Annotated in this window: 28 protein-coding genes; 19 read left to right on the top strand and 9 right to left on the bottom strand. The window is 37.8% G+C overall.

The features are described 5' to 3' along the window. Positions 1-309 precede the first annotated feature (309 nt). From EA365_06640 to EA365_06655, 4 genes are all read left to right on the top strand, one after another. Entirely contained in the window at positions 310-660 is a 351-nt protein-coding gene (locus EA365_06640; GenBank protein TVQ45927.1) for an anti-sigma factor antagonist, read from the top strand. A 59-nt stretch (positions 661-719) separates the two neighbouring features. After that, positions 720-2606, top strand: coding sequence for a long-chain fatty acid--CoA ligase (locus EA365_06645; GenBank protein TVQ45885.1), 1887 nt, complete (start codon positions 720-722; stop codon positions 2604-2606). Positions 2607-2890: 284 nt separating this feature from the next. Further along, entirely contained in the window at positions 2891-3817 is a 927-nt protein-coding gene (locus EA365_06650; protein TVQ45886.1) for a polyprenyl synthetase family protein, read from the top strand. 8 nt (positions 3818-3825) lie between these two features. Continuing rightward, positions 3826-4281 (top strand): divergent PAP2 family protein, encoded by a 456-nt coding sequence (locus EA365_06655; GenBank protein TVQ45887.1) that lies wholly within the window; start codon positions 3826-3828, stop codon positions 4279-4281. Here the strand turns inward: EA365_06655 and EA365_06660 are convergent. The 4 genes from EA365_06660 to EA365_06675 all read right to left on the bottom strand — a co-directional run bounded on the left by EA365_06660 (position 4278) and on the right by EA365_06675 (position 6870). After that, positions 4278-4607, bottom strand: a complete 330-nt coding sequence (locus tag EA365_06660; GenBank protein TVQ45888.1) for a DUF2488 family protein — start codon at positions 4605-4607, stop codon at positions 4278-4280. The genes EA365_06655 and EA365_06660 overlap by 4 nt on opposite strands. Before the next feature lie 7 nt (positions 4608-4614). Then, positions 4615-5337 (bottom strand): pyridoxine 5'-phosphate synthase, encoded by a 723-nt coding sequence (locus EA365_06665; GenBank protein ID TVQ45889.1) that lies wholly within the window; start codon positions 5335-5337, stop codon positions 4615-4617. Positions 5338-5439: 102 nt separating this feature from the next. Further along, positions 5440-5892, bottom strand: a complete 453-nt coding sequence (locus EA365_06670) for a DUF721 domain-containing protein (GenBank protein TVQ45890.1) — start codon at positions 5890-5892, stop codon at positions 5440-5442. Beyond that, positions 5893-6870, bottom strand: a complete 978-nt coding sequence (locus EA365_06675) for an adenosine kinase (protein TVQ45891.1) — start codon at positions 6868-6870, stop codon at positions 5893-5895. A 182-nt stretch (positions 6871-7052) separates the two neighbouring features. On the opposite strand from EA365_06675, the gene EA365_06680 reads away from it, so the two are divergent. The 3 genes from EA365_06680 to EA365_06690 all read left to right on the top strand — a co-directional run bounded on the left by EA365_06680 (position 7053) and on the right by EA365_06690 (position 8841). Further along, the gene (locus tag EA365_06680; GenBank protein TVQ45892.1) at positions 7053-7835 is read left to right on the top strand and encodes an RNA polymerase sigma factor SigF; all 783 of its coding nucleotides are present in this window, start codon (positions 7053-7055) and stop codon (positions 7833-7835) included. A 71-nt stretch (positions 7836-7906) separates the two neighbouring features. After that, the gene (locus EA365_06685) at positions 7907-8563 is read left to right on the top strand and encodes a hypothetical protein (protein TVQ45893.1); all 657 of its coding nucleotides are present in this window, start codon (positions 7907-7909) and stop codon (positions 8561-8563) included. Between the two features lie 23 nt (positions 8564-8586). After that, the gene (locus tag EA365_06690; GenBank protein TVQ45928.1) at positions 8587-8841 is read left to right on the top strand and encodes a hypothetical protein; all 255 of its coding nucleotides are present in this window, start codon (positions 8587-8589) and stop codon (positions 8839-8841) included. Here the strand turns inward: EA365_06690 and EA365_06695 are convergent. Beyond that, complete coding sequence (locus EA365_06695) at positions 8799-9335, bottom strand: pentapeptide repeat-containing protein (protein TVQ45894.1); 537 nt, start codon at positions 9333-9335, stop codon at positions 8799-8801. The genes EA365_06690 and EA365_06695 overlap by 43 nt on opposite strands. A 100-nt stretch (positions 9336-9435) precedes the next feature. Between EA365_06695 and pcrA the strand changes: the two genes are divergently transcribed. Continuing rightward, complete coding sequence (gene pcrA / locus EA365_06700) at positions 9436-11727, top strand: DNA helicase PcrA (GenBank protein TVQ45895.1); 2292 nt, start codon at positions 9436-9438, stop codon at positions 11725-11727. Positions 11728-11922: 195 nt separating this feature from the next. On the opposite strand, the gene EA365_06705 is transcribed toward pcrA, so the two are convergent. The 3 genes from EA365_06705 to EA365_06715 form a co-directional block, all read right to left on the bottom strand. After that, the gene (locus EA365_06705) at positions 11923-14568 is read right to left on the bottom strand and encodes a DUF4347 domain-containing protein (protein ID TVQ45896.1); all 2646 of its coding nucleotides are present in this window, start codon (positions 14566-14568) and stop codon (positions 11923-11925) included. Positions 14569-14758: 190 nt separating this feature from the next. Further along, complete coding sequence (locus tag EA365_06710) at positions 14759-14878, bottom strand: photosystem II protein Y (protein ID TVQ45897.1); 120 nt, start codon at positions 14876-14878, stop codon at positions 14759-14761. Positions 14879-14972: 94 nt separating this feature from the next. Further along, positions 14973-15506 (bottom strand): gamma carbonic anhydrase family protein, encoded by a 534-nt coding sequence (locus EA365_06715; GenBank protein TVQ45898.1) that lies wholly within the window; start codon positions 15504-15506, stop codon positions 14973-14975. An 84-nt stretch (positions 15507-15590) separates the two neighbouring features. On the opposite strand from EA365_06715, the gene EA365_06720 reads away from it, so the two are divergent. The 4 genes from EA365_06720 (at position 15591) to EA365_06735 (ending at position 18530) form a co-directional block, all read left to right on the top strand. Beyond that, a complete protein-coding gene (locus EA365_06720; GenBank protein ID TVQ45899.1) occupies positions 15591-16097 on the top strand; it encodes a TIGR02652 family protein in 507 nt (168 codons plus the stop codon). Continuing rightward, positions 16097-16501, top strand: coding sequence for a VOC family protein (locus tag EA365_06725; GenBank protein ID TVQ45900.1), 405 nt, complete (start codon positions 16097-16099; stop codon positions 16499-16501). Before EA365_06720 ends, EA365_06725 begins: the two co-directional genes overlap by 1 nt. Next, positions 16498-17205: a pantothenate kinase gene (locus EA365_06730; GenBank protein TVQ45901.1), complete on the top strand. Its 708-nt coding sequence runs from the start codon at positions 16498-16500 to the stop codon at positions 17203-17205. Before EA365_06725 ends, EA365_06730 begins: the two co-directional genes overlap by 4 nt. Positions 17206-17273: 68 nt before the next feature. Beyond that, positions 17274-18530 carry a 2-oxo acid dehydrogenase subunit E2 gene (locus EA365_06735; protein TVQ45902.1) on the top strand — a complete coding sequence of 419 codons (1257 nt, stop codon included), beginning with the start codon at positions 17274-17276 and terminating at the stop codon, positions 18528-18530. 26 nt (positions 18531-18556) lie between these two features. Here the strand turns inward: EA365_06735 and EA365_06740 are convergent, their stop codons facing one another. Further along, positions 18557-19513 carry a DUF3616 domain-containing protein gene (locus tag EA365_06740; protein TVQ45903.1) on the bottom strand — a complete coding sequence of 319 codons (957 nt, stop codon included), beginning with the start codon at positions 19511-19513 and terminating at the stop codon, positions 18557-18559. On the opposite strand from EA365_06740, the gene EA365_06745 reads away from it, so the two are divergent. The 7 genes from EA365_06745 to EA365_06775 are packed head-to-tail and all read left to right on the top strand — an operon-like array spanning position 19502 to position 26956. Next, positions 19502-20287, top strand: coding sequence for an adenosylcobinamide-GDP ribazoletransferase (locus tag EA365_06745; protein ID TVQ45904.1), 786 nt, complete (start codon positions 19502-19504; stop codon positions 20285-20287). The genes EA365_06740 and EA365_06745 overlap by 12 nt on opposite strands. Then, on the top strand, positions 20284-21795 hold the full coding sequence (locus tag EA365_06750; protein ID TVQ45905.1) for a lipopolysaccharide biosynthesis protein: 1512 nt from the start codon (positions 20284-20286) through the stop codon (positions 21793-21795). The genes EA365_06745 and EA365_06750 overlap by 4 nt, the downstream gene beginning before the upstream one ends. After that, positions 21779-22693 (top strand): hypothetical protein, encoded by a 915-nt coding sequence (locus tag EA365_06755; protein ID TVQ45906.1) that lies wholly within the window; start codon positions 21779-21781, stop codon positions 22691-22693. The genes EA365_06750 and EA365_06755 overlap by 17 nt, the downstream gene beginning before the upstream one ends. A gap of 4 nt (positions 22694-22697) precedes the next feature. Continuing rightward, entirely contained in the window at positions 22698-24203 is a 1506-nt protein-coding gene (locus tag EA365_06760) for an O-antigen polysaccharide polymerase Wzy (GenBank protein ID TVQ45907.1), read from the top strand. A gap of 2 nt (positions 24204-24205) precedes the next feature. Next, entirely contained in the window at positions 24206-25090 is an 885-nt protein-coding gene (locus EA365_06765; GenBank protein TVQ45908.1) for a glycosyltransferase, read from the top strand. Further along, complete coding sequence (locus EA365_06770) at positions 25087-26226, top strand: glycosyltransferase family 1 protein (protein ID TVQ45909.1); 1140 nt, start codon at positions 25087-25089, stop codon at positions 26224-26226. The genes EA365_06765 and EA365_06770 overlap by 4 nt, the downstream gene beginning before the upstream one ends. Continuing rightward, on the top strand, positions 26219-26956 hold the full coding sequence (locus tag EA365_06775; GenBank protein ID TVQ45910.1) for a sulfotransferase family protein: 738 nt from the start codon (positions 26219-26221) through the stop codon (positions 26954-26956). The genes EA365_06770 and EA365_06775 overlap by 8 nt, the downstream gene beginning before the upstream one ends. Positions 26957-26958 lie beyond the last annotated feature (2 nt).

Consider the following 26958-nt stretch of genomic DNA (forward strand, 5'->3'; position numbering starts at 1 on the left):
TCTCACGCTTATTTGAGAAAATAAAGCTTGAGGCTTCTCGCGGTTAAGCTAAAAGTTAATTAGAAAATGCTCAATGTGGAAGATGTCATGCTCCGCCCTATATTAACCCAAAATCACTAAACAAATCCTCAGCGCGATCGCTCAAACCGAGTAGCGAACTATTTTATCAGTGGCAATACTTACAAATGGTAGCTATTTTAACTTGACTTGTGATAACTTATCTTTATAATAATTAACAAATTACTATACCTGTTACGAGCAACTAGACTAAATACAATAAATCATTAGAAATTAAGGATGGAAAAAGTGATGAGGAGCATATTAACTAAGGCAGACTTTCTGAGTTTAGCACCAGAAGGATACCTATGCGCTGCTAACGCTGCTATCTTTCAACAGCAACTAAGTCAATCTTTATCCTCTGTCTCTTCCCCAAGTCAAAAAGCTATTTTAGTAGATATGAGTAAAGTAGAGTTTTTAGATAGTGCAGGGTTGATGTGTTTAGTATCCGCTTATCGTTTAGCTAAAGAATTAGGTAAACGTTTCAGTATCTGTTCTCTCAATCCTAGTGTCAAGATGATCTTTGAATTAACTCAACTAGATCAATCCTTAGAGATTTTTGAGAGTCCTAAACAATTTGAAGAGGTACTAACTGCAGCCTAAAATTAAGAATGACTAAACGGTAGAATGAGGATATATTAACTCTAGCTAGCCCATCTACCGTGAAAACAACCAATAACTATCAAAACATTCAATCATTAGCGCAGATTTGGGATCTAACAGCCAGTTTTGGGGATATCATTGCTCTGTTAGATCCTCATAGTCATCCCCAAGTCAGCATAACTTATCGAGAATTAAACACACAGATTAAAACCTTTGCCGCAGGTTTACAAGCTTTAGGCATACAACCGAGAGATAAAATCGCCCTAATCGCTGATAATAGTCCTCGTTGGTTCATAGCTGACCAAGGAATTATGACCGCCGGAGGAGTCAACGTAGTTAGGTCTAGTCAAGCCGAACAACAAGAACTACTTTATATTCTAGCTAATAGCGATAGTACGACTTTAATAGTTGAAAACCAAAAAACCTTCAATAAGATTGAGTCAGGTTTAGCAGATTTACCAATAAGCAGAATTATCCTACTCTCTGATGAAATAATAACCACAGAAAACCCAATCAAACCCCTTAATTTTAACCAATTAATGGATATAGGGGCTAAATCAACCCGCCAAACAGTAGAACAAACCCCAGAAACCCTCGCTACACTTATCTACACTTCAGGAACTACGGGTAAACCCAAAGGAGTAATGTTATCTCACGGTAATTTATTACATCAAGTTCAATACTTAGAAACCATTATTCAACCACAACCAGGAGAAACAGTTTTAAGTATATTACCGAGTTGGCATTCTTATGAACGCGCTGCAGAATACTTTCTCTTATCCCGAGGTTGTACTCAAATCTATACCAATATCCGTAACTTTAAAAAAGACCTCAAAGACTATCAACCTAACTATATGGTAGGAGTTCCCAGACTCTGGGAATCAATCTACGAAGGGATACAAAAACAATTTAGGGAACAACCAGCTAAAAAACAACGTATCGTTAACAATTGTCTAGCTATTTCTCAACGTTATCTTCTTAATCGTCGTATCGCTAATGGATTGAGTTTAGAACATCTTAACTCTAGTAAAAGTCAAAAACTCTTAGCTAGAATACAAGCTATTTTGCTTGCACCCTTGCACAAATTAGCAGATAAACTAGTTTATGCCAAAATCCGCCAAGGGGTAGGTGGAAAACTAAAAACCCTGATCAGTGGAGGTGGATCTCTAGCTATGCACCTAGAAAACTTCTACGAAATTGTCAATATTCCTCTATTAGTAGGATATGGACTCACCGAAACCTCTCCCGTCACTAATGCTCGTGTTTTAACACATAATTTGAGAGGATCTTCAGGACGTCCTCTACCAGAGACAGCTATCCGCATCGTTAATCCCGAAACTAAAGCAGATTTACCCCAAGGAGAAAGGGGTTTAGTCTTGGTGCGTGGTTCTCAAGTTATGCAAGGCTACTATAAACTACCTGAAGCAACGGCTAAAGTAATTGATGATCAAGGTTGGTTTGATACGGGAGATTTAGGATGGGTAACTAAAGAACAGGATCTAGTGCTCACAGGTAGAGCTAAAGATACCATAGTCTTAACTAATGGGGAAAATATCGAACCCCAACCCATAGAAGATGCTTGTTTACGCAGTACCTATATAGACCAAATTATGTTAGTTGGACAAGATCAACGTTGTTTGGGTGCACTGATTGTCCCTAATTTAGAGGCTTTAGCAACATGGGCGATCGCTTCTAATCTGGATTTAGATTTTAGTCAACCGAATACAGATATTATCAATCAACAAGTAGTGAAAGACTTATTCCGTCGTGAATTAAATCGTGAGGTACAAAATCGTCCAGGTTATCGCATCGACGATCGCATTGGTGTTTTTAGTTTGATCCTAGAACCCTTTTCTCAAGAAAATGGCATGATGACTCAAACCCTTAAGATTAAAAGACCTGTAGTTACTCAACACTATCAGGATTTAATCAACAGTATGTTTTAGTCTAAGGTGACATAATCCTACACCAAATCAAAGATTATGATGTAGGCTTCTTACCTTTCCTATTAAAGAATTGGTCGTTTTATACTGAGGCGATACCCATCCCCAGTTTTTCGGTTCAACCAGCATTTTAAGCTTTGTTGAACTCCTTTTATTGTACAATAAAAAAGCGATTCATCTCACACTTATTTTTTAAAAATAAAGTGTGAGGCTTCTCAGGATTAAGCTAAAATTACCCAATACCTGTAAAATAATAACAGCAATCGGTTGGTCACAGGCATTATATTATGGTCAAAGCGAACGAAATACTAGCTGATAATCTCAACTCCCAATTTGACTTAAAAACTTATTTAGAATCCCAAAAAAGCATTGTCGAAGCAGCTTTAGACCGCTCACTCTCTATCCGTAAACCAGAAAAAATCTATGAAGCAATGCGTTACTCTCTGTTAGCAGGAGGTAAACGTTTGCGTCCGATTCTCTGTCTAGCAACTTGTGAACTCTTAGGAGGGACTACAGCCATGGCTTTACCTACAGCCTGCGCTTTAGAAATGATTCACACTATGTCTCTGATCCACGATGATTTACCCGCTATGGATAATGACGATTATCGTCGCGGTAAACTCACTAATCACAAAGTCTATGGCGATGATATCGCGATTTTGGCAGGAGATGGTCTTTTAGCTTATGCTTTTGAATACGTGGCGACTCAAACTCAAGACGTACCCCCAGAAAGACTTTTACAGGTAATTACTTATCTGAGTCACGCAGTAGGTGCAGAAGGGTTAGTAGGTGGTCAAGTTTTGGATTTAGAGTCAGAAGGGAAAAACGATATTTCCGCAGAAACTCTCACCTTTATTCATACTCATAAAACCGGCGCTTTGTTAGAAGCTTGTGTACTCTCAGGTGCAGTACTCGCAGGAGCAACTAAAGAAGATTTAGAAGGTTTAGCTAAATACGCTCAAAATATTGGTCTAGCTTTTCAAATCATCGATGATATTCTCGATATTACGGCTACAGGGGAAGAATTAGGTAAAACCGCAGGTAAAGACCTCAAAGCTCAAAAAATTACTTACCCTCGATTATGGGGTTTAGAAGCTTCTCGAAAACAAGCCCAAGAACTCATAGACGTAGCCATCGAGCAATTGAAGCCCTATGGGATTAAAGGTGAGCCTTTAAAAGCGATCGCTAATTACATTATTACTCGTAAAAATTAACAGCTAATATGGAGGAATTCGCTACCATCTTTGACAATCAGGTCTTATTAGTCTCTCTAATCGCCTGTGTATCAGCTCAAGTTTTAAAAGTGCTGATTGAGTTAATTAGAAATGGTAAGGTTACTATAACGTACTTGTTTACTACTGGGGGTATGCCTAGTGCTCACTCAGCTTTAGTGGGAGGTTTAGCTACATCCGTAGGCATATTAACAGGGTGGTCATCTACCGAATTTGCGATCGCCTGTTTATTCGCTGTGATTGTCATGTATGATGCAGCGGGTATTCGTCAAGCTGCGGGTAAACAAGCCCGCGTTATCAACCAAATGTTGGATAATTTCTTAAAAGATGGTAAACAGTTTGACGAAGAAAAGCTGAGAGAATTACTAGGACATACACCCTTTCAAGTCTTTGTGGGTTTAGCCCTAGGTATTTTTATCGCTTTTGTGGCTCTGCCCATAGTTTAACTTGTAGTAGATAGAGAAGCTAACGGGTCAGGGATAGTTTCCGAGGGAGCGTCAAACTCACCCGTTATCACAAATTCTAACCGCAATTTAAGCCAAGTAATAAAGGTAGAATTAGTCGAGACGATCGCTGCTGACTCTCGGGGGACTTTAGCTTTAATTTCGGCGAATTCGGGAGCTTCTAGAAAAGCAGGTTGAGTCACTACCCAAAAGTCTATCTCTTTATTTTGTTCTTGGTAATTACGGATACGCTCCTGTAATACCTCATCTAAGGGCTCTTCTTCTAGTAAAAACTTTTGGCTCGCTAAAACGTAATAATATGTCGTCATAATTTCCTTATAATTGTCCTTTGATAGCAAGTTTCATGTCTCGTACAGCTCGCTCTATACCAACGAAAACCGCACGACTAATGATGGTATGACCGATATTAAGCTCTTCAACACCCCTTAAACAAGCAACGGGATAAACATTATTATAGGTCAAACCATGTCCTACATTAATCCGCAATCCTTGAGCGATCGCCTGTTCACAACCTAAGCGCAACACTTCTAACTCTTGTTGACGAGTTATTTCTGATTGAGCTTCAGCGTATTTACCCGTATGTAATTCGATAAATTGAGCCTGAGTTTTAGCTGCTGTCTCAATTTGGGCTGTATCTGCATCAATAAACCAACTAACAGGTATTCCCCCGCTTTGTAACTTATCGACAATCTCAGTAAAACGCTCAAAATTGCTCAACAGGTCGATTCCACCTTCAGTAGTAATCTCCTCTCGCTTTTCGGGTACTAGAGTAACATAATCTGGTTTAATAGACAAAGCGATGCTCACCATTTCTGGAGTTGGGGCCATTTCCAAATTTAAATGAGTACGTACCGTTTCTCTTAGAATACGAACATCGCGATCTTGAATATGACGGCGATCCTCCCGTAAATGTACCGTAATGCCATCAGCTCCCCCAAGTTCTGCTAACACAGCAGCAGTAACGGGATCTGGCTCTACGGTACGTCGGGCTTGTCTAATAGTAGCGATATGGTCTATATTGACACCTAAACTAGGCATATTTTCTTGGCTAATCACGCTAAACAGATTATTTTAGCACATTAGGTTTTAGGTTTTAGGTGCTATTATTCCTATATATCATGCTCCCCTACACCCGACACCCTACTCCCTACTTTTACTCCACTCACGAGCGATACAAAAAGCACAAACAGACCAACGCTCTAACTCAGCAACAGGAGTATGACAATGGCAGCGAGGACAGATAGTTAGTTGGTGTTCAATCTTGGTTGACTCAACCTCCTGCTTAACTACAGTCTGTTTTTTCACCCAATTAACCGTATTAAAGCGCAAATCCTTGACAGTATCGGGGAGAAGAATATTTAACTTTTGCAGAATCTGATAACGTTGAAAAGTCAAAGTTTGCGCCCAAACAGAATTAGCGGTAGCCACCCAGAGAACCCGACGAGTTAGAGAGACAGGGCGACTATGTTGCGCTACCAAGGGGTCAACAATTTGACCCCAAGACTCCACCAAACGACGATAAAGTCGAATAGATTCCCATTCTGGTTGTGCTTCTAGACTTTGAATAATCTGTGGTAGAGGTTTAAAAGACATTTACTTCAGGAGATTTTTAAGTTCAGCTGTAGCAGATCTCGCGCCAAATTGACTAACTACTAATCCAGCTGCTTGAGAAGCTAAATTACCCGCATCAGGATAACTAAAACCATGGGTAATTCCATAGAGAAAAGCTCCGGCGTACATATCTCCGGCACCTACAGTATCTACAGCTTTTACTTTGATTGCTTTTATTTCGTGAAGTTTTTCCCCATCAAAAATTAACGAACCCTCAGCACCTTGGGTAATGGCAAAACCTTTAGTTAGAGTTTTTAAATGAGCGATCGCTTGATTAAGATCCTCAGTTTTAGCCATTTTCAGTGCTTCTGTTTCATTAGCAAAGATAAAATCTAATCCAGGTCCGATCATTTCTAACAAACCATCAGCAAAAAATTCCGTCATATTAGCATCAGAAAGAGATAAAGAAGTTTTCACCCCCTTACTTTGAGCTAATTCTCTGGCTTTAATCGCGGCTGCTTTCCCTGTAGGTGAAGTTACTAGATACCCTTCGAGATATAAATATTCTGAATCAGATAAAGCCTCCGTAACCAATTCCTGTTCTGATAAACTACCACTAATCCCTAAAAAAGTCCCCATAGTGCGATCAGCATCAGGAGTCACCAAAACTATACACTTACCCGTAATTCCAGGAGTGCCATTATGAACATTGGTATCTACACCACAAGCGATTAAATCTTGTAAATAAAAATTGCCCGTCTCATCATTAGCCACTTTACAGGAATAAAAACCAGTTCCCCCTAATTGACTAATTGCTACCATGGTATTAGCTGCTGAGCCACCGCAACTTTTTTTACAAGCATAGTCTTGTAATGTTTGCACAATTTCTGCTTGATGGGCTTCATCCATCAGAGTCATAACCCCTTTGTCAATCTTTAGTTTCTGCAGCATGGCGGTATCTACCTCAAACTCCATATCCACTAGAGCATTACCGATACCATATACGTTATATTTTGCCATATCTTTTTATCTAGGTACAATTGCGATTATATTATAGGTTTAAAAACTTCAGTAAAAACCAGTAAAATTCTTTTGTAAAGAAAGATGAGCAATGGTAAAAACGCTGTTGTTAAAGTTGATCTTGAAATCTTATGCTAATCGTTAGGATCAATTCTGGTAGCAGAAACAAGAGGAACTCGTCCATGTCCACTTCTACGACTCAAAAAGTCAATAACAATTTAAAACTAGAATGTTTGCGTCTATTCCAAGATTACCGCGCTTCGGGTGATCTAGAGTTACGTAACAAAATTATGCACCTTAATTTTGGGTTAGTTAAAAAAGAAGTATATAACTGGATTAACCAATATCACGAAAGTTATGAAGATTTGTTACAGGTAGGTTGTCTAGGATTACTCAGAGCGATCGAAAAATTTGATCTAGAAAAAGGTTACGCCTTTAGCTCATTTGCTATACCCTATATCAGAGGAGAAATTCAACACTACCTCCGAGATAAAAACCATTCTGTTAAAATTCCTCGTCGTTGGTTAGAATTAGGACAACAAGCAGCTACCGCCACTAAAAATTTTCAAAAACAATATAATCGTATTCCCTTAGACTCTGAAATCGCCCAAATTCTCGAAATCTCCCAACAAGAATGGCGCGAAATTAAACTAGCTCATCAAAATAGAGATCCCATCAGTCTAGACGCTACTGTCAATGATAACGAAGACAACTCAACTACTCTAGTTGATTTAGTTCCTGATGCTGAGTATCGCAGTTTCCAACTAGCACAAGAAGATAAAATCCGTCTGCAAAGCGCTTTAAATGATCTCGAAGAAAAAACCCGTAATGTCTTAGAATTCGTCTTTTTATACGATTTAACCCAAAAAGAAACCGCAGAGCGTCTAGGAATAAGCGTTATCACTGTTTCTCGTCATATGAAGAAGGGTTTAAACTCTCTGAAAAATTTAATGGGTCAAGAGTAGGTTTTCTACTTGATCCTCAGCGCCAATTAATATTAAACTTTAATTAGTGGTAATAAGCAAAAGGTTGCGGTATGAGCAAAACATGGCTAAGCTTAATCATAGTTTTAATCGGTCTTGGGATAGGAAGTTGTGCTCCCTCTTCTAATAACGAGACAGCAGATATTCCCATACCCCCACCCGCAGAACAACCTCAACCAGAAGCTCAACCCGAAGCTGAAATTGTCGAAGAAACCAGCGAAAGAGTAGCTGTATCTGGTTTAATACCCCCCACTAATCCTGAAACCAGAGTTGAAGGAATTGCTAGAGGTGTTAGTAACCCCTTTGCTTCACTTGCTCCTACACCAGTAGTTACGATAACTGAAGACCAAATCCCCACAGAAGGAGGGGATGTATCAAATCTACCTGAGCCACCACCTGAGGGAGTTCTACCCCCTGAAGGTAATCAAACCCCAACCTCAGAAGGGGAAACAGAGCCTAATCTAGAATTAGCTAGATCCGTAGTAGTTAGCGGTATAGTCACTTTAGGGGATACGGTGCAAATTATCCTCACAGCACCAAGAGAGAATTTTACTCGCTACGTAGAATTAGGTCAATACGTCTCTAATGGAGAAGTTCTCGTGAAGAGAATCGAAGAAGGAGATAATAGAAATATGTTTGTTGTATTTGAGCAATCAGGAGTAGAAGTACGCAGACCTGTTGGTAACACTGAACCCTCAACCTCATCATAGGAGCATTCATGCAAGCTACTACATTGACCACACAACAAACCGTAACCTATCCTAACCTTCCTTTAGCAGTCTATCGGGAAATAGCCGCTCATCTCAGTCAAATAGATGGTGTAAAAGTTACTATACTCCCCCAACTAGACACTGTTTTTGATTATTACCAGAGTCAAGTTGGTGGATTGTTACTGGAGTATCCCTCGGATTTAGATACTACCTTATTACAACAAATTTTAACTTATTATCGGGAAAAATGTCTTAACCCATCGGGATATACGGTTTGAGCATCCATAACCCCTTCGGTTAAATCCATGTTTTTAGCTCCAGATAAATTAGCCCCTTTTAAAATAGTCGAGGATAATTTAGCATTATTGAGTTTAGCTCGACTAAGGTTAGCCCCAGTTAAATCAGCTCCCGTTAAGTCAGCTTCAGTTAAATCAGCTTCAATTAAATTAGCTAATCTTAAACTAACCCCCTGTAAATTAGCGTAACGAAGATTAGCTCGGGAAAGACTCCCACGGCTTAAATTAGCCCCTGTTAAATTAGCTTGATAGAGAGAAGCATTATCTAATTGGACTCTTTCTAAATTAGTTTGTACTAAATTGGCTTGAGCTAGGTTAGCATAGGGTAAGTAAGTTTGAGTTAAATTGCTCTGACTCAAGTCTATATCCTTGAGATTGGCTTCAAATAACTCTACTTGTTGTAAGTTAACTTGTTGAAATTGTCTTCTTCCTTGAGAATATTGTACTAATAATTCCTCTCTACTCAATTTCTGCATCTTTTACTTGTTTAAAAATAAGCATAATTACTTAGTTAAATAAGTTAACTTAGATTAACAATAATCAGATTAGTTATAACTTTTTCTTAATATTTGTCCAATGAATGATATTTACAGTCGTCTTAACCCCTCACAAAACAAAGCAGTCAAACATTTTTGTGGACCTTTACTCGTAGTAGCGGGAGCGGGATCAGGGAAAACGAGGGCTTTAACTTACAGAATAGCGCATTTAATCCAAGAACACCAAGTTAGTCCTGAAAATATTTTAGCTGTGACTTTTACTAATAAAGCAGCTAGGGAAATGAAAGCGCGTTTAGAGTTGATTTTTGCTCAAACAATCGCTCAAAAAACTCAACAAACACCTTGGGAATTATTACCAGCAGAAGATCAAGTTAAAATACGTTCTAAGGTTTATCATAACATTACTAAACATCTCTGGATAGGAACTTTTCATAGTATTTTTGCGCGAATTTTACGTTATGATATTAATAAATATCAAGACCAAAAAGGCAGACAATGGAATAAGAATTTTTCGATATTTGATGAATCAGACGTCCAAAGTTTAATTAAAAGTATAGTTACTAAAAAACTTAATTTAGATGATAAAAAATTTGACCCACGTCAGGTTCGCTATCAAATCAGTAACGCTAAAAATTTGGGTTTATCTCCCCAAGAATATTTACAAGAAAATACTGACTATCGCGGGAAAGTAATAGCAGAAATCTATGAGAATTATCAAACAGAATTAGCTGCTAATAATGGGTTAGATTTCGATGATTTAATCTTAGTTCCCGTTAAGTTATTTCAACAGAATGAGTCTATTTTAGGTTATTGGCATAGTCAATTTAAACATATCCTAGTAGATGAATATCAAGATACTAACCGCACTCAATACGAGTTAATCAGTCTGTTAGCTACTAATGGAGAAAGAGAAAAAAGTCAATTATCTTGGCAAAATCGGTCTATTTTTGTGGTAGGAGACGCTGATCAATCTATCTATTCTTTTAGGATGGCTGACTTTACTATTCTTCTGGATTTTCAAGAAGACTTTGGGGATGGTTTAAAACCAGAAATAAGCGAAACTATGGTTAAGTTAGAAGAAAACTATCGTTCTCAAGAAAACATCCTAGAAGCAGCTAATAAATTGATTGAAAATAATAGCCAAAGAATTGATAAAGTTTTGAAAGCGACTAGGGGAAGTGGAGAGAAGATATATTGTTATAAAGCAGCTAATGAGCAAAGAGAAGCTGATTTTGTCATTCAACAAATTAATCAATTAAAGCAAAAAAATCCTGAGTTAAATTGGGGAGATTTTGCGATTCTTTATCGGATAAATGCTCAATCTCGTTCTTTTGAAGAAATATTAATTGGTGCGGGTATTCCCTATCGGGTAATTGGAGGAATGCGATTTTACGATCGCAAAGAAATTAAAGACGCGATCGCCTATTTACGAATTATTGCCAATCCCTCTGACACAGTAAGTTTATTGAGAGTGATTAATACACCAAGACGGGGAATAGGTCAAAAAACCATTGATTCACTCTTACTAGCTGCAACAGAATTAGGTATCCCATTATGGCAAATTTTAGCAGATGAAACCTCTGTCAATAGTTTAGCGGGAAGGAGTAGTAAAGGGGTAAATGAATTTGCCAGAATAATTATTAAGTATCAACAACAGTTAACCGATTTACCAGCTACAGAAATTCTCAACGGTATCTTAGCAGATTCTGGTTATATCTTGGATTTACAAAAACAAAATACAGAAGAAGCAGATACTCGTCTGGAAAATTTAAACGAACTTTATAACGCGATTCAACAATATCAAGAAAATAATGAGGATAATAGTTTAGAAGGATTTATCGCTAACGCTTCTTTAGCGTCTGACTTGGATAATCTCCGCGAAGGTGAAGAAGCGGTATCCTTGATGACGATACATTCAGCCAAGGGTTTAGAATTTACCGTAGTCTTTTTAGTAGGTTTAGAACAGGGTTTATTTCCCCATAATCGTAGTTTAAAAGATCCTCTACAACTAGAAGAAGAGCGACGCTTATGTTATGTAGGAGTGACTAGAGCTAAAGAACGCTTATTTTTAAGTTATACCCGCGAACGTAATCTCTGGGGCAGGACAGAAATAGCACAACCATCTCAATTTTTAGATGAACTTCCCGAAGAGTTAATTACAGGGAGAAACACTAAAACTAGTAAAGTTAAAGCGACCGAAAGTAAGCTAAACTGGTCAGTAGGCGATCGCCTAATTCATCCTAGTTTTGGTCAAGGTGTAATTACACATATTTTTGGGTCAGGAAAAAAAGTGACTCTAGCGATTAAATTTTCTGGAATAGGTCAAAAAATCATCGATCCCAAGTTAGCGAAATTACACCCTGTGGACTAGGAAAGAAGAGGAAAGGGGTTAAAATCAAGAATTAAGAATTAATTATTTTTTGTGCATTTGTGCATTTGGAATAACACCTGATACCTAATACTCAAATCTTGCACCAGTATTTTTAGGCTAACTTTGGTTGAGGAAAAGTTCTTTCCAAAGAATAAGAGAGCAAGATGCTCGCACTAAGTATAAATTAGGATTTATCTAGAAAACGATAATATTACTAGCGGTTAAATCAGGTTCATTGCGCAAAACAGCTAACTGAGTCAAGGGAATATTATTCTCGCGATCGATGAAAGCTAGTCTCCCGATACTTTCTGCATAAATAAAACCTAAATCAAAACTATCGTCAAGTTGGGTAAAACGAGATACACTTAAGAATTGTTCCTCAGGAAGAAAACCTCTAGATAAATCATTACCAAAACCACGACGAGAAACGGTAATAAAATCAGCTCGAGGATTAAAATCAGCAATGGTATCTACTCCCTCTCTATAGTTATTAAATTGGAATCTGTCTCTACCAGGTCCACCCACGAGAGTATCATTACCAGGTCCTCCTATTAAAATAGCGTTACCAGGTCCACCGAAGAGTAAATCTCTCCCGCGACCACCTTCTAGGGTATCGTTACCTAGTCCTCCTCTAAGGGTATCGTCACCAGGTCCACCTTCAAGTAAGTCATTACCGCGACCTCCATCAAGACTATCATCACCGTTGAACCCTCGTAAGGTATCGTTACCTCCTAAACCTTCGATAGTATCGTTAGCGTCTGTTCCTACTAAGAAATCGTCACGATTTGTCCCGATAATAGGTCCAACTACCTCTAATGCTCCTGCATCTACTCTAGAACCAGAGATACGGGGAAAACCACGCTGATCCACGGGAAGAGGCTCGGTAAAATCGCGATTATTATTCAAATCTAGGAAATCTTGGGGAAGAATACTATCAACACCATTATCTAAAGCTAGACTATTGGGTGAAAGGTTATGAGTCAGGGTAGAACCACCGTTATCCCCTAGGGGTTCGAGTCCTAAATTACGTTGGAGAACACCTGTTCTATCCCTGGTTGCGGTAAAAGCATCTATCTCACGTCCTGTACCAATTATGTTACCACCTAAACTTTCGTAGATTTCTCCATCTACATTGATGATGGTTTCTCCATCACTAGGTAAATTTCCTGCTATAATACTATTACCTACTATAGTCCTTCCTGCGCTTAATATTCCTGCACCTACATTGCTACGAGCAGTATTATTGGTGATAGTACTATTATTGATGGTTATAGTTCCTCTGAAGTTAAATATCCCTCCTGCTTCAAGGGTTGCTGAGTTTCCCGAAATAGTAACATTGGTCAGAGTAGTAGTTCCACTTCCATAAGTATTGCGATTGAATAATCCACCAGTTTTACCTGTATTATTAATAATCGCACTATTAGCAATTATTAGATTCTGGTCTCTATTATAGATACCCCCTGCTTGATTACCTATATTCTCTGCAATAGTTGTATCAATAATAGTGAGATTTGCTCTGTTAGCTATTCCTCCTGTTCCTATATTAGATGTATTACCTGTAACCGTACTCTGGATGAGAATCATCTGACTACCATTAAAAATTCCACCATGAGAACCAATACCTGTCCCACTATTATTTAAGAATTGGCTCCCAGTGATATTGATTGTGCCACCATTTCCCAGTCCTCCTGCTCCTCCTCCACTAAAATTTTCTTCAAAGATTACATTATTAATAGTACCATTACCTGTATTACTTATGCCTCCATGAGAATAACTAGCACTATTATTGCTGATTTGGCTATTGCTGATGGTTAATGTTCCACTGCTGGATATTCCCCCAATTGCTCTACTACTGTTTTGGGTAATGACACTATTATTAATTTCTAAATTACCACTGTTATTAATACCTCCTGAGTTACCAATTATGGTGGAGTTTTGTATTTGTAGGTTACCCCCGTTGCTGATACCCTCCCCTGAGTTATCAATTATGGTGCTATCTTCTAGGGTTAAGTTATCGCTATTAGAAATCGCACTTTCACTAGCGTTAGTTAAAACTAAATCTTTGATAGTTACCTCAACTTGATCATCAGAGATATCATTATTAAAGATGCGTAAAATCTGACTAGACTCATTACCATTGATAGTTAATCCACCTTCAATAACTACATCGTCGATTATTTGTAGTGGACCATTGGTTAGGGTGAGGGTTTCTCCCTCTAGTGATGGTGAGAAGGTAATATTGGTTACTCCTTCCCTTTGATTTCCCGCGTTAATCGCATCTCGTAGAGAAATACCCCCTCTATTTACCCCGTCGTCTTCGTCTTCTAGGGTATCGACAATAAAATTTTGCTCTAAGACTCCAGCATAATTGGCTATAGTCTCTGAATTAAAGGCTAGAGATGGTGTTATGTTTCCTTGAGTGATTTCTAACTCCCAGTTACCACCTAGGCTAGAATTACCCGTTAAAGTATTAGAAGCGGCGATATTTGCTCCTGTTAATTTATGTAATTTACTGATTAATTCTGTTCCCCCATCGCCTAAAGCGACTTGACATCCGTAGATCAGAATATTTTTAACTCCCCAACTACCGAGTAAAGAGGCGTATTGTTCAATATTATCTAAGTTTAAGGCTGTTTTCCCTAAATATAAATATCCTGGACTACCGTGAGAGACTAGATGAAGCGTATCATATCTTTTTTGTAACTTATTGGTGATACTTACGATCCCGTCTTCTTGAGAGTCAATTACCACTACTTCGGAATCAAAAACTAAACCTGCTAGTAAGCAAGAGCGATCGCTTACGGAAGAATCGATAACCACTAGGGTTGATTTATTGTACATGACACTAATATTTGGTCTTTAACCACTACAGAATAACACGTGGTTAGGTAAACTGAAGTAAATTTAATAAGTTTTTAGTCATGGCGAACGATCGCCAGATGAGTAATTGCGCACAGCAAATCAATTATCAAAATAGGTAGTCGTGCCTTAAGCATAACTACCTAATTATTATGTTAGTTAAGAAATTATCTTAACTTTCTTTATTCAAAAACTGTTGAGCTTGATTTAAAGCAGCACCAGCAATATTAATCAAAGCCCAAGAGGCTGCGATAATGATCGGAGAAAGAACCAAAATAACGCGCCAGTCCATTTTTATATATCCTCTTAAAATTCAGATATGTAATTAAGTTATCTATATTTTTTCACATTTTGGCTCTTTTTGGCAAGGTCTTGAGGAATTTTTTTTAGTTAGGGTAAAATCCGATATCTGTACCTTTACCCGCATGAACTAGAGCTAATTTATAGTATTTTTGAGCGTGAGAGATTAAATCTTCGGCTTCGGTGGGGTTGATATCTCGTAATTTTTTACCTGGAACACCTACAATGAGAGAGTGAGATGGGACGTCTTTAGTAACTATGCTACCAGCACCTATTATACTACCCGTACCTACTCTCACGCCATCAAGAATCACCGCGCCAATACCGATTAGACAACCTGTTTCAATCCAGGCAGAGTGAATAACGGCGCGATGACCTACTGTAACATATTCCTCCAGAATAGTTGGTTGACCAGGATCGCCGTGTAAAATAGCTCCATCCTGGATATTAGTATAAGCGCCAATTTGGATCATTTCTACATCGGCGCGCACAACGGAGTTATACCAGATACTGACTCCAGAGGCGATCGCCACATTACCCATAACGGTAGCATTAGGAGCGATAAAAGCCGCAGCTGTTAAGTCAGGAGGAGACCAAACTGATTGGTTAGAATTATTCATGCTATGGTTAAAGAAAAGTCAGAACCTAACCCTTGAGTTTATCTACTTAAGTTAAAATCATAACATATTATCTAATTTTAAAAGATGAATTTAGCTAATACTTACCCTATTTTTGGTCCTGAAATTCTTTGTCCCCATTGCCGACAAACTATCCCCGCTTTGACGTTAACCGATACCTATCTCTGTCCTCGTCATGGCGCTTTTGAAGCAGATCCTCAAACAGGTGAACTAATTCATCTACAATCAGGTCGTAATTGGCGTTCTTGGGAAGGAAAATGGTATAGACAACATACTCATCCCGACGGTATTCGTTTTGAAATTCACGAAGCCTTAGATAGACTCTATAGTGAAGGATATAAAGCTACGAAAGTAATTATAGCTAGACGTTATCGAGAGTTAGTCAGCGCTTATTTAGATAAAAGCGGTACAAAGCGTTATAAATCAGACGCGGCTTTACCCAAACTTTATGGACTCCCCGTAGATTTTAGTCCCGAAACAGCAGTAGATCCCTGTTGGGAAGTAATCAATTTTGATCTAGAAAAAGAACCAGGTGCACCAACACGCTATCCCTATTTTCGTATGTTTGAGTAATGTTACATCACATTTCCATTCGCACAGCAGATATTCATAGGGCGATCGCTTTTTACGAACAACTCGGATTCACTGTCCAAGAACGTTTTACCACGGGATATACCCTAGCTTGTTGGTTAGAAGGTTTACAGGGTAGAATCGAATTGATTCAAATACCCGAACCCAAACCCGCACCAGATGCTTTTGCCGATGAACATTATGTAGGTTATTATCATATTTCCTTTGATTTAACTGAGATAACCGAAGATTTAACTAGTTGGTTAAAGCAGTTACAAGCTAAGGATAACTCTGTACGGGTATTATTAGAGCCAAAACAACAAATGATCGGCGATCGCCTTTATGAAGTGATGTTTATTGCTGATACCGATGGGTTACCCCTAGAATTTATTAGAGTAATCAAATGAGTTCTGACTGGTTAGCAGTAATTATCGGTAATTCCCGCTTGCATTGGGCTTATTTTCACCAACAAGAATTACAACAGAGTTGGGATAGTGAAGAAGGGATTATCCCTCCTGAGTGGGAAGAATTACCACTTTATCTAGTCTCAGTAGTCGAGGCTAAAAATTTATTATTTCAACAACATATGGATTTAAGGATTATTAAACTAGAAGATATACCTCTTAAAGGGATATACTCTACTATGGGAGTAGATCGCGCCTTAGCCTTATGGGGAGCGATGCAGACTTGGGGTTATCCCTGTTTAGTTATCGACGGGGGAACAGCTTTAACCCTAACAGGAGCTAATAATCAGGGAGAATTTAGTGGAGGAGCGATTCTACCAGGATTAAGACTGCAATTAGAATCTTTAGCCACTAGTACAGCTTCCTTACCGAGGGTACATCTTAGCTCACAACTACCCTTACTGTGGGCAAAAAGTACACCAGAAGCGATTCAAAGTGGGGTTATTTATACTGTCTTAACAGGAATCAAGCACTTTTTAGCTAATTGGTGGAAACAATTCCCGAAAAGTCCTGTAATTTTTACTGGTGGAGATGGAGAGATATTGTCTCAATATTTAATCGAGTTGAATACTGAGAAGACTGATTTATTATATTTTGAACCGAAGCTAATTTTTTGGGGATTAAAAACCATCGTCAATGAGAACTAAAACAGGTGCTCAAAACTTGATAAGATAATCAAAATGTGATTTTATTTTTACTTTAGGAAAGTCGCTACATGATACATGAAGTTTTTATGCCCGCGTTAAGTTCAACGATGACAGAAGGTAAAATAGTCTCTTGGACAAAATCTCCAGGAGATAAAGTCGCCAAAGGAGAAACCGTCTTAGTCGTTGAATCAGACAAAGCCGATATGGATGTAGAATCTTTTTCTGAGGGTTATTTAGCGACGATTCTTGTACCCGCAGGAGAAAGCGCACCAGTGGGAGCAACTATTGGTTTAATCGCTGAAACTGAGGCAGAAATTGCAGCAGCTCAACAACAAGCTAGCACAGAATCAGCACCCCAAACTACCCCAGAGGAGAGTACACCAGAACCTGTAGTAACAGCTAGCACACCTACTCCTCCTGTTACTACAACCGTTAGTAATAATGGACGTAAAGTCGCTTCTCCTCGCGCGCGTAAACTAGCCAAAGAATTGGGTATAGATTGGCAGAGTATCCCTGGCAGTGGTCCTCATGGTAGAGTAGTAGTAGAAGATATCGAAAAAGCTTCAGGTAAAGCACCCGTAGCCACAACACCTACTCTTGAAGTTAAACCCGCGTCTAAACCCCAGACAGTAGCAGTTACTCCTACCCCTTCAGGAGAAGTCAGCGCTTTTAATACCCTACAACAAGCCGTTAATCGTAATATGATGGCTAGTTTAGAAGTGCCTACTTTCCACGTTAGTTATACAATTACTACCGACGCTCTCGATAATCTCTATCGTCAAATCAAGAGTAAGGGAGTGACTATGACAGCACTATTAGCTAAAGCGGTAGCAGTAACCCTGCAAAAACATCCTTTACTCAATGCTAATTATACTGACGGTGGTATTCAATACCGCTCTAATATTAATATTGCTGTAGCTGTAGCTATGCCCAATGGTGGCTTAATTACTCCAGTACTGCAAAATGCTGCACAAATCGATATTTACTCTCTCTCCCGTAGTTGGAAAGAATTAGTGGATAAAGCTAGAGCTAAACAACTACAACCAGAAGAATATACCACAGGAACTTTCACTCTTTCTAATCTAGGAATGTATGGAGTAAATAGCTTTGATGCTATCTTACCACCAGGACAGGGTTCTATTTTGGCGATCGGTGCTTCTCGTCCTCAAGTTGTAGCCACAGAGACAGGAATGTTGGGAATTCGTCAACAGATGAATGTCACTATAACCTGTGACCACCGTGTTATTTATGGAGCAGATGCGGCTAGTTTCTTACAGGATTTAGCTAAACTAATCGAAACTGAACCCCAAAGTTTAACCCTTTAAGCAAAATTGCCCTAAGTTATTTAGGGCTATTCTTTGCTAATCCAAACACTTCTAAAATATTTACTAGGGTGATCGTGAGCAAGATTTTTACAAGGAGTTCCTAGCATTCTTTCTATTGAACCATCATCACTAAGTAGGTGTAATTGACCATCGCGATTGGGATAAGATATAACACTTTCGGGAATAAAATTAGAAGCTAAACCTTTTACTTCAATAAGTTGAGGATTTTCTGTGGTTATTCCTGACCATTGGTAGAGAGCAAACTTATGGCTACTATCATATGATCCTGCAGCAATAAGATAACAACCTTCACTTGACCAATACTCAATACTTCTGATTCCTAGACCATTTAAATCAAGTTCGATAACATCACCAAAAATTGCCTTACTGTCTTTTTTAAGTAAATCTTGAGGATTTTTCAAGGGTAAAAGAATCGCTTTATCTTGAGGAAGAGGATTGCGAAAACCAATTAAAAGTTCTTCTTCAGGAGTTGTGGTTAATCCTTCTATGTTTAATCCTCCTTTTTCTTTAGGAGGTATTTTAGCTGCTGTGGCGAATTGATAAATATCTAAACGACTATCTAGCAACATATCTTCAAGAAGTTGGGTAGAGGAAGAGCCAACCTGTTTTAAACTCCAACAACCATTATGAATTGAGATTTTATTACCAAAAAATTGACGACGTTCCGGTCTTGATTTACCTTGTCTATTAGTACCGTGAGAAGTAATCCAGTAAATAGTTTTCCCGAGTTGAGTTGCTGCTTCTATATCTACTTCTTTTTGTTTAGGATTATTAACAAAGTAATTGCTAACATCTATCTCAGAGACCGGATATCCTGAGGTATCAGAGCGATAAATCCTGAGAATATTATCCTCATCATCAGCAACCAGAAAATGATCTTGAGCTAAAGGAACTGCGGCTGAAGCGTCACAGATACCATAATGTTCTAATTCTCGTTCTACTTTAAATTTATATTGGCTCATTTTTTACTAGTGAAAACAATCCTTAAGTCCTTTTTAGGAGCAATAGTATTTTATACCATAATTCCTCTACCTCTATCTTGGGGATTAGAGATAGGGAGAATCGCTCGTTGGACACCAATTATTGGTTTAATTATCGGAGGGATACTTAATCTAACGGATTTTCTGCTGATTCAGCTAAATATGCCCATATTAACTCGTACTGGCTTGATTTTAGCTCTCTGGGTAGCTCTCACAGGAGCATTACACCTAGATGGAGTGATGGATACAGCAGATGGTTTAGGGGTAACTGATAGTGATAGACGTCTAGAAGTAATGCAAGATAGTCGGGTAGGTGCTTTTGGGGCGATCGCCGCTATGTTTTTATTATTACTGAAATTTACTAGCCTAGTAGAGTTAGGAAGCGCACGCTATCTGGGATTAATTTTAGCGCCAATTTGGGGACGTTGGGGACAAGTTTGGGCGATCGCCCTTTATCCTTATCTTAAACCCACGGGAAAGGGTGCATTTCACAAAGAGAATATACAATTACCCCAAGACTTATTGATAGGATTATTCTGCTTATTAAGTATAATTACTCTAATAATGATTTTCTTTGAACCCCAGCAATGGTGGTGTGGAATTGCTATGATTTTATCTGGTTTAGTAGTTACTTTTGCTACTAATTTTTGGTTTTACCGTCAGTTAGGAGGATTTACGGGTGATAGTTATGGAGCTGTTGTGGAATGGATAGAGACACTTTTTCTCTGCTGCTTAATAATCATAAACAATAGATGAAAAACACCCCAAAAGCTAAAAATCTCACCAATCATAGCCTAAATTCCGTCCTGTGGTTACTCTCGGGAACAGGGTTAAAGATTCTGATCCAATTACTCCAGACGGTTATTCTCTCCCGTTTACTTACCCCTAAAGATTTTGGGTTAATGGGAGCAGCTTTAATCATTGTTAGATTTATTGAACAATATCCTGTAGGTATTGGACCTGCATTAATTCAATTACCCCATCTAGAAACAAAACATTTACGTACAGGTTTTACCCTTTCTCTGTTGTTTGGGTTATTAATTGGGGGGATTTTATGGTTATGTGCTCCTGCTTTTGCTTTATTTATCGCTAATGAGCAAACTATACCCATTTTACGCTTTATCGCTATTAGCTTTCCCCTGCGCAGTATAGCTACAGTAGCAGAAGCTTTAATGGAGAGAGAGTTAAAATTCCGTTGGTTATCTACTATCCAAGTTTTAGCCTACGTTATTGGTTATGGTGTGGTGGGAATTACTTTAGCTTTTCTCGGTTTTGGGGTTTGGTCTCTAGTTTTAGCTTATACTGTACAAATTATCATCCGTAGTTTAATACCCTTAATCTTACAACCTCATCCGAAACAACTGCAATTAGATAAAACCACCGCTAAAGAGCTAGTCAGTCTCAGTGGTGGTTTTATGTTAACTAATATCTTAGAGTTTTTTGCTCTACAAGGAGATTATATAGTCGTCAGTCGTGGTTTAGGTTTAACCGCTTTAGGACTATATACTAAAGCTTACCACTTAATGAATTTACCTGCAGCCACCCTAGGACAAGCTTTGAATCGGGTTTTATTTGCTACCTTAGCTAGAGTACAAAATGAGCAGGAACGTTTAATTAAGGCTTATCGTCGTAATATCGTGATTGTGGCTTTAACCATCTTACCCCTTAGCGTGGTTATGGGTGTCCTCGCTAAAGAAATTATTCTAGTCTTATTAGGTTCACAATGGACAGAAGTAATCGCACCTTTTGAAATTCTAGCTTTGGGGACTTTTTTCCGTTTTGGGGATAAAGTCACTAGTTCTTTAGCTAGGTCTTCGGGACAATTATATCATGTGGCTTGGCTTAAGTTTATTTATGCAGCTTGTGTAATTATTGGTTCTCTTTGGGGTTTGGCTTATGGTATCTTAGGTGTCACCATTGGGGTAACCATCGCTCTGATTATACAATACCTCTTATTAACCCAATTAGCAGTAAGTTTAACTAAAATTTCTTGGCAAAGCGTAATTATTAGTCATACTACTGCAATACCTTTGACTCTGGTTACGGGTTTAGTCGTCTGGAGTAATGCTACCCTGTGGAGAAGTTTAGAGTTAGGTAATTTTCTAGTTTTGACTTTATCAGTGGTCATTACTGCTAGTTTAGTTTTATTATTAATCTATTTAAAACCTAATTTCTTTCTAGGAGAAGATGGGGAATGGTGGTTAACTACTCTCTCGAAACCTCTAGCTAAATTAAAAAGTAAACGTAATGCTAAAAATTCCTAATGTTATTATTGGTGGTGCTCCGAAATCGGGTACTAGTTCTCTCTATAATTGGTTAGTAGCTCACAGAGATGTCTGTCATTCTACCATTAAAGAAACCTATTATCTCTTAGATAAAGGTCACCCTTTACAATCTCCTGAATATAATTATCATCTTTATGGTTTAGAGGGATATCAAAAGTACTTTAATCACTGTAGCGATGACTGTAAAATTAGAATTGAAGCGACAACTCATTATTTATATCAAGAAACCGCTTTAGAAGTTTTAGCAGGAATTACACCTTTACCTAGGGTAATATTTATGTTAAGAAACCCGACTAAAAGATTATATTCTGCTTATCAATTTACCTGTAATAATTTAGCTACGCTTAATAAAAATGTCTCTTTTACTGAGTTAATCAATTTAGTAGAAAATGAGTCATGGGATTTACTAGAAAAATATAGTAATCCTCGCACAGCTACTAATTTAAAACAAATAATTAAGCGGAGTTGTTATTTAGAATATTTAAGAAAATGGCGGACTAAATTCGGCGATAATTTAGATGTCTTCTTATTTGAAGAGTTAAAAAATAATCCCCGAGAATTTGTGAAAAAAGTAGCTAGTAAATTAGATATAGATCCCAGTTTTTATGATGATTACGATTTTAACCCCAGAAATCAAACCTTTACAGTTAAAAATCAATTCTTACACCGCAACGCTAGAAAGATAGCGAAAAAAATGCCTAAGAGTTTATTGAAAAATGTGTTAATCAATAGTTATTTAAAAGTTTTCGCTAAGAATAAAAAACAAGAAATGAGTAGCGAAGACTTAAAAACTATGGCAGAATTAGATAAATATTTTGCGCCAATGAATCAACAATTAGCTGAAGAATTTAACTTAGATATATCCTTGTGGAAGTAAAAATATGAATCCAACCATAGACTTAAAAACCTTACTCAAACCTCGTCCGAAAGCATCTCCTTTTGTGCCGATTAAACTATATTATAGAATTGGTTTAGTTATTTTATTAGGGTTGCAGTTATTAATTGAGTTTATCGAGTTTTTAAATAGTCCTAATGAGGCGACTAGTTGGGCTGCTTTAGCTGCTTTAGGACAATCAATCATGTTATACTTACCCATATTTTTTTATCGTAAGAGTTATGGTTGGTTTCACCCCTTGGTATTTATTCCCCTATATACTTTTGCTTTTAATTTACCGACATTTATTCCGAAAGTTATTACTTTATTAGTAGAAGGTAGTGGTAGTTTAAATTATGTTCCCATAACTAGTGTAGCCTTAAGAGGTTGGGGACAAGAAAGTTTAATTAACTTGAATGCTTTTGCTTCTTTAGTAACGATAATCAGTTTAGGCGCATATTATTTAGGCTTTTTTCTCTTACCTGCGCCGAAGACTCCTAAACTAAGATTAAGACCAATAAAATATCCAGGGATTAAAACTCTAGTAGCGGTCTTATTTTCTCTGTTAGTATTTGCTATCTTTTTACAACTCCATGGAGGATTAGGAGGTCATTTAATCGCCAATTGGTTAGGAGGAAGACACGCTAATCTCGCGGGTAAATATTATTGGGCTTTTTTCATTAACTTTGGTTTAGTTGGTTGTTTAATTTGGTTAGGAATGGATTCAACTGCATTTATAAAACCCTTGTTTTGGGGTTGCGCAATTACAGCGATGATGACGAGATTTTTATATAGTGGTTCCCGTGGATCTGTAATCTTTTTCTTGATGATTGGGGTGATGATTTGGATGATGCGCAAAGGAAGATTTTCTTTTACGAAAGTAATCGTAATTATTTTAGTAGCTATCTTGGGAGTGGGGATATTAGGAACATTTAGAAATGTGGTTAGAGATACTGGGGTAGCTGATGTAACTACTTTAACAGATTTGCAAGGAGGGATAACTAAAGCGATTGGTAACGATGAAGAAGCAGGAGAATTAACAGGAGGTCGTAACGGTGGACCATTACCGATGTTAGCATATGTACCCAAGCGAGAAGGTTATTTGTATGGGAGTACTTATTTAGCTGCAGTAACTTTGTTTATTCCTAGAAGTATTTGGCCCGATAAACCTGGTTTATGTGGTAGTCGCGCGTCGAGAACATTTTATTTTGAAAACGCCAATTGGGGTATTCCTTGTGGTTCAATTGGGGAAGCTTATTGGAATTTTGGTATTCCTGGAGTGTGTGTGGCTTTTTTCCTTTATGGTTATTTTCATAAGTGGTTAGCTAACTCTTTTCGGAAGTATTCAGGTGAAGTGGGGATGATAGTTTTGTATGCGATCGCTTTATTTTACATACGTCCTGATACAACAGTAATTATGAAAGCGGTTCAGTTATTAATTCAAGCGGTAATTTTACTATATCTCTGGGGTGGAATAGCTGTTTTTTCTCGTCGTCGGAAGAGAATTGGCTAAAAATGTTAATTTCTGTAGGGATTCCTTTTTATAATAATCAAACCACTTTACCTGAAGCGATTCGTTCTGTTTTTGCCCAAACTTACCAGAATTGGGAGTTATTATTGGTTGATGATGGTTCGAGTGATGCTTCTGTAGCGATCGCTAAATCTAGCCAAGATAGTCGGGTAAGGGTAATAACCGATGGAGAAAATAAGGGTTTAGCTTGGCGTTTAAATCAAATTGCACAGTTAGCTAAAGGTGAATATTTAGCTAGAATGGATGGAGATGATTTAATGCACCCAGAAAGGTTACAACGTCAGTTAGAATACTTAACCCAAAACCCCCAAGTAGATTTAATCGCTACAGGGGTTTATTCTCTTAATCAGGATAATCAGATTCAGGGTATCCGTGGTTTAGAAGACTTAACAGATATGAGTGCAAAAAAGGTATTGTTAAATAAGGGTTTGATTATTCATCCTACGGTTATGGCAACTAGAGAATGGTTTAGACGTTATCCCTATGATACTTCTTATCCTCGTACTCAAGATCGGGAGTTATGGTGTCGGGTAGCTAATACTTCTCGTTTTGCTAAAATATCCGAGCCTTTGTATTTTTATCGTGAGAGTTTGATTAATCCCCAAAAGTATCTGAAAACCTATTGGTTGTCTTCTCGTCTAAATTGGCGCTTATTGCGAAGCTATGGTATGACTAATTTAGGCTTATTGGGTACTTTACAACAAATGGGGAGTATCCCTGTAAAAATGTTAGCTTATCAGGGTTTGACTTGGTTGGGGAAACAAGATTTATTATTGCGTCAACGTAATGAAACTCTGAGTCTTAATCAACAACAAGAAGCGGAAGTTATCCTTAATCATATTCTTAATTATCCTGTAGCTGGTTTATGAAGACGAAGATTTTACACTTAATTACTAGATTAGCGGTTGGTGGGGCTCAGGATAATACCTTTATTTCTGTCGAAAAAGGCGATCGCTCTCGTTTTATGATACATCTAGCTTCTCATCCTGAAGGAATATGGCGCGATCGCGCTAACCAAGTAGCAGATGTTTTTCATCCTATACCCCATTTAGTTAACCCCGTTAATCCCGTCACCGATTTACAAGCTTTATTAGAAATCATCTCTCTGTTACGTCGGGAAAATTTTGCTTTAATTCACACGCACAGTTCAAAAGCGGGTATTTTAGGACGTATAGCTGCTAGAATAGTCGGTGTACCCGTGATTATCCACACTATCCACGGTTTTTCTTTTCATGATTTTATGCCTTTTTGGCAACGTCAACTCTATATCAATCTAGAAAAAATGATGAAATCTTACAGTGATTTTATTATTACTGTCAGTGAATTAAATCGTCAACAGGGAGTTGAGTTGGGTATTCTGGATTTAGAACGTAGTCAAACGGTTTATAGTGGGATAGACTTTAGTAAATTAGATCAACCCGTCAATCAAGAAGCAATGCGTCAAAATCTGGATATACCCCCAGACTATCAGATTATTGTTATGGTAGGACGTTTAGACCCCCAAAAAGCCCCCCAATATCTGATTGATGCTTTTGCTCAAGTATTGTTATCTTGTCCCCAAACTATATTATTATTAGTAGGAGAAGGTGAAGAGCAAGTTAATCTAGAACATCAAGTAAAAACACTAGGAATCGCCCAAAAGGTGAAATTCTTAGGCTTTAGAAGGGATATTCCCTCTATTTTACAAACAGCTGATATTTTTGCTCTCTCTTCTCTCTGGGAAGGGTTAGGAAGAGCAATGACAGAAGCGATGTTATTAGGTAAACCCGTTGTTGTCCCTGAAATTTATGGTATTCCAGAAATAGTCCATCATCAGGAGACTGGTTTATTGTTTCCACCTAAAGACGTGAATCAATTAGCGCAACATCTGATTTACTTACTGGAAAATCCACCACTAGCTAAACAACTAGGGGATAATGCTCAAAAACTAACTAGAGAGTTGTTTGATGCTAAAATCATGGTCAAACAATTAGAAGATATTTATTTAAAACTGCTCAATGAGTAATAAGTTAGTCCAAAAAATCAGTTTACGCTTACAGGGTTATGATAGTCTCAAAGATGTGGTTATTCATGAGTATAAAGTTATTTATTTTGTTATTCCTAAAGTAGCTAGTAGTAGCGTTAAAACCCTCTTTAAAAATTTACTCGATATCGACTCTCCTTCTCCCCATACGACTAAGTTTCCTACTCTCGATCGCCATAAGTTATCAGAGTATCCCGATTATTTAAAATTCTGTTTTGTCAGAAATCCTTGGGATAGGTTAGTGTCTTGTTATTTTAGTAAAATTAAAAAAGATTATAATCTTAATATCGATACCAGAGTGAGATTAGCCCAACTTTTACAACCTTCTCTCAGTGGTAAGGTGAGTTGGTTACCCTATCCCGTGATTAATTCCCAGATGAGTTTTACTGAATTTGTTTACGCGGTTGCTGATATTCCCGAGAGTAAAGCTGATAAACATTTTCGTTCTCAATATACCTTTATTACCGATTCTGAAGGTAAGTTAATACCTGATTTTATTGGACATTTTGAAACTTTAAACGCTGATTTTGCCACCATTGTGCAAAAAATTGGTTTACCTACCCCCAATCTTCCCCACGAACTGAAAACTAATCACCAACATTATAGTACTTATTATACTCCTGAAACCTGGGCGATCGTTGCACAACGTTATCAAAGGGATATAGAGTTATTCGGTTATGATCAAGATGATTTAAACATATTAAGTAGTTAAGG

It is taken from the genome of Gloeocapsa sp. DLM2.Bin57 (genome assembly GCA_007693955.1).
GTDB lineage: Bacteria > Cyanobacteriota > Cyanobacteriia > Cyanobacteriales > Gloeocapsaceae > Gloeocapsa.

Excerpts from the sequence above, each read along its gene's own strand:
- EA365_06755 (TVQ45906.1), top strand. The coding sequence starts at position 21,779 with ATGCTAAAAATTCCTAATGTTATTATTGGTGGTGCTCCGAAATCGGGT.
- EA365_06640 (TVQ45927.1), top strand. The coding sequence starts at position 310 with ATGAGGAGCATATTAACTAAGGCAGACTTTCTGAGTTTAGCACCAGAA.
- EA365_06750 (TVQ45905.1), top strand. The coding sequence starts at position 20,284 with ATGAAAAACACCCCAAAAGCTAAAAATCTCACCAATCATAGCCTAAAT.
- EA365_06655 (TVQ45887.1), top strand. The coding sequence starts at position 3,826 with ATGGAGGAATTCGCTACCATCTTTGACAATCAGGTCTTATTAGTCTCT.
- EA365_06705 (TVQ45896.1), bottom strand. The coding sequence starts at position 14,568 with ATGTACAATAAATCAACCCTAGTGGTTATCGATTCTTCCGTAAGCGAT.
- EA365_06775 (TVQ45910.1), top strand. The coding sequence starts at position 26,219 with ATGAGTAATAAGTTAGTCCAAAAAATCAGTTTACGCTTACAGGGTTAT.
- pcrA (TVQ45895.1), top strand. The coding sequence starts at position 9,436 with ATGAATGATATTTACAGTCGTCTTAACCCCTCACAAAACAAAGCAGTC.
- EA365_06695 (TVQ45894.1), bottom strand. The coding sequence starts at position 9,335 with ATGCAGAAATTGAGTAGAGAGGAATTATTAGTACAATATTCTCAAGGA.
- EA365_06740 (TVQ45903.1), bottom strand. The coding sequence starts at position 19,513 with ATGAGCCAATATAAATTTAAAGTAGAACGAGAATTAGAACATTATGGT.
- EA365_06710 (TVQ45897.1), bottom strand. The coding sequence starts at position 14,878 with ATGGACTGGCGCGTTATTTTGGTTCTTTCTCCGATCATTATCGCAGCC.
- EA365_06680 (TVQ45892.1), top strand. The coding sequence starts at position 7,053 with ATGTCCACTTCTACGACTCAAAAAGTCAATAACAATTTAAAACTAGAA.
- EA365_06765 (TVQ45908.1), top strand. The coding sequence starts at position 24,206 with ATGTTAATTTCTGTAGGGATTCCTTTTTATAATAATCAAACCACTTTA.
- EA365_06660 (TVQ45888.1), bottom strand. The coding sequence starts at position 4,607 with ATGACGACATATTATTACGTTTTAGCGAGCCAAAAGTTTTTACTAGAA.
- EA365_06760 (TVQ45907.1), top strand. The coding sequence starts at position 22,698 with ATGAATCCAACCATAGACTTAAAAACCTTACTCAAACCTCGTCCGAAA.
- EA365_06720 (TVQ45899.1), top strand. The coding sequence starts at position 15,591 with ATGAATTTAGCTAATACTTACCCTATTTTTGGTCCTGAAATTCTTTGT.
- EA365_06735 (TVQ45902.1), top strand. The coding sequence starts at position 17,274 with ATGATACATGAAGTTTTTATGCCCGCGTTAAGTTCAACGATGACAGAA.
- EA365_06725 (TVQ45900.1), top strand. The coding sequence starts at position 16,097 with ATGTTACATCACATTTCCATTCGCACAGCAGATATTCATAGGGCGATC.
- EA365_06665 (TVQ45889.1), bottom strand. The coding sequence starts at position 5,337 with ATGCCTAGTTTAGGTGTCAATATAGACCATATCGCTACTATTAGACAA.
- EA365_06770 (TVQ45909.1), top strand. The coding sequence starts at position 25,087 with ATGAAGACGAAGATTTTACACTTAATTACTAGATTAGCGGTTGGTGGG.
- EA365_06685 (TVQ45893.1), top strand. The coding sequence starts at position 7,907 with ATGAGCAAAACATGGCTAAGCTTAATCATAGTTTTAATCGGTCTTGGG.
- EA365_06670 (TVQ45890.1), bottom strand. The coding sequence starts at position 5,892 with ATGTCTTTTAAACCTCTACCACAGATTATTCAAAGTCTAGAAGCACAA.
- EA365_06715 (TVQ45898.1), bottom strand. The coding sequence starts at position 15,506 with ATGAATAATTCTAACCAATCAGTTTGGTCTCCTCCTGACTTAACAGCT.
- EA365_06730 (TVQ45901.1), top strand. The coding sequence starts at position 16,498 with ATGAGTTCTGACTGGTTAGCAGTAATTATCGGTAATTCCCGCTTGCAT.
- EA365_06650 (TVQ45886.1), top strand. The coding sequence starts at position 2,891 with ATGGTCAAAGCGAACGAAATACTAGCTGATAATCTCAACTCCCAATTT.
- EA365_06675 (TVQ45891.1), bottom strand. The coding sequence starts at position 6,870 with ATGGCAAAATATAACGTATATGGTATCGGTAATGCTCTAGTGGATATG.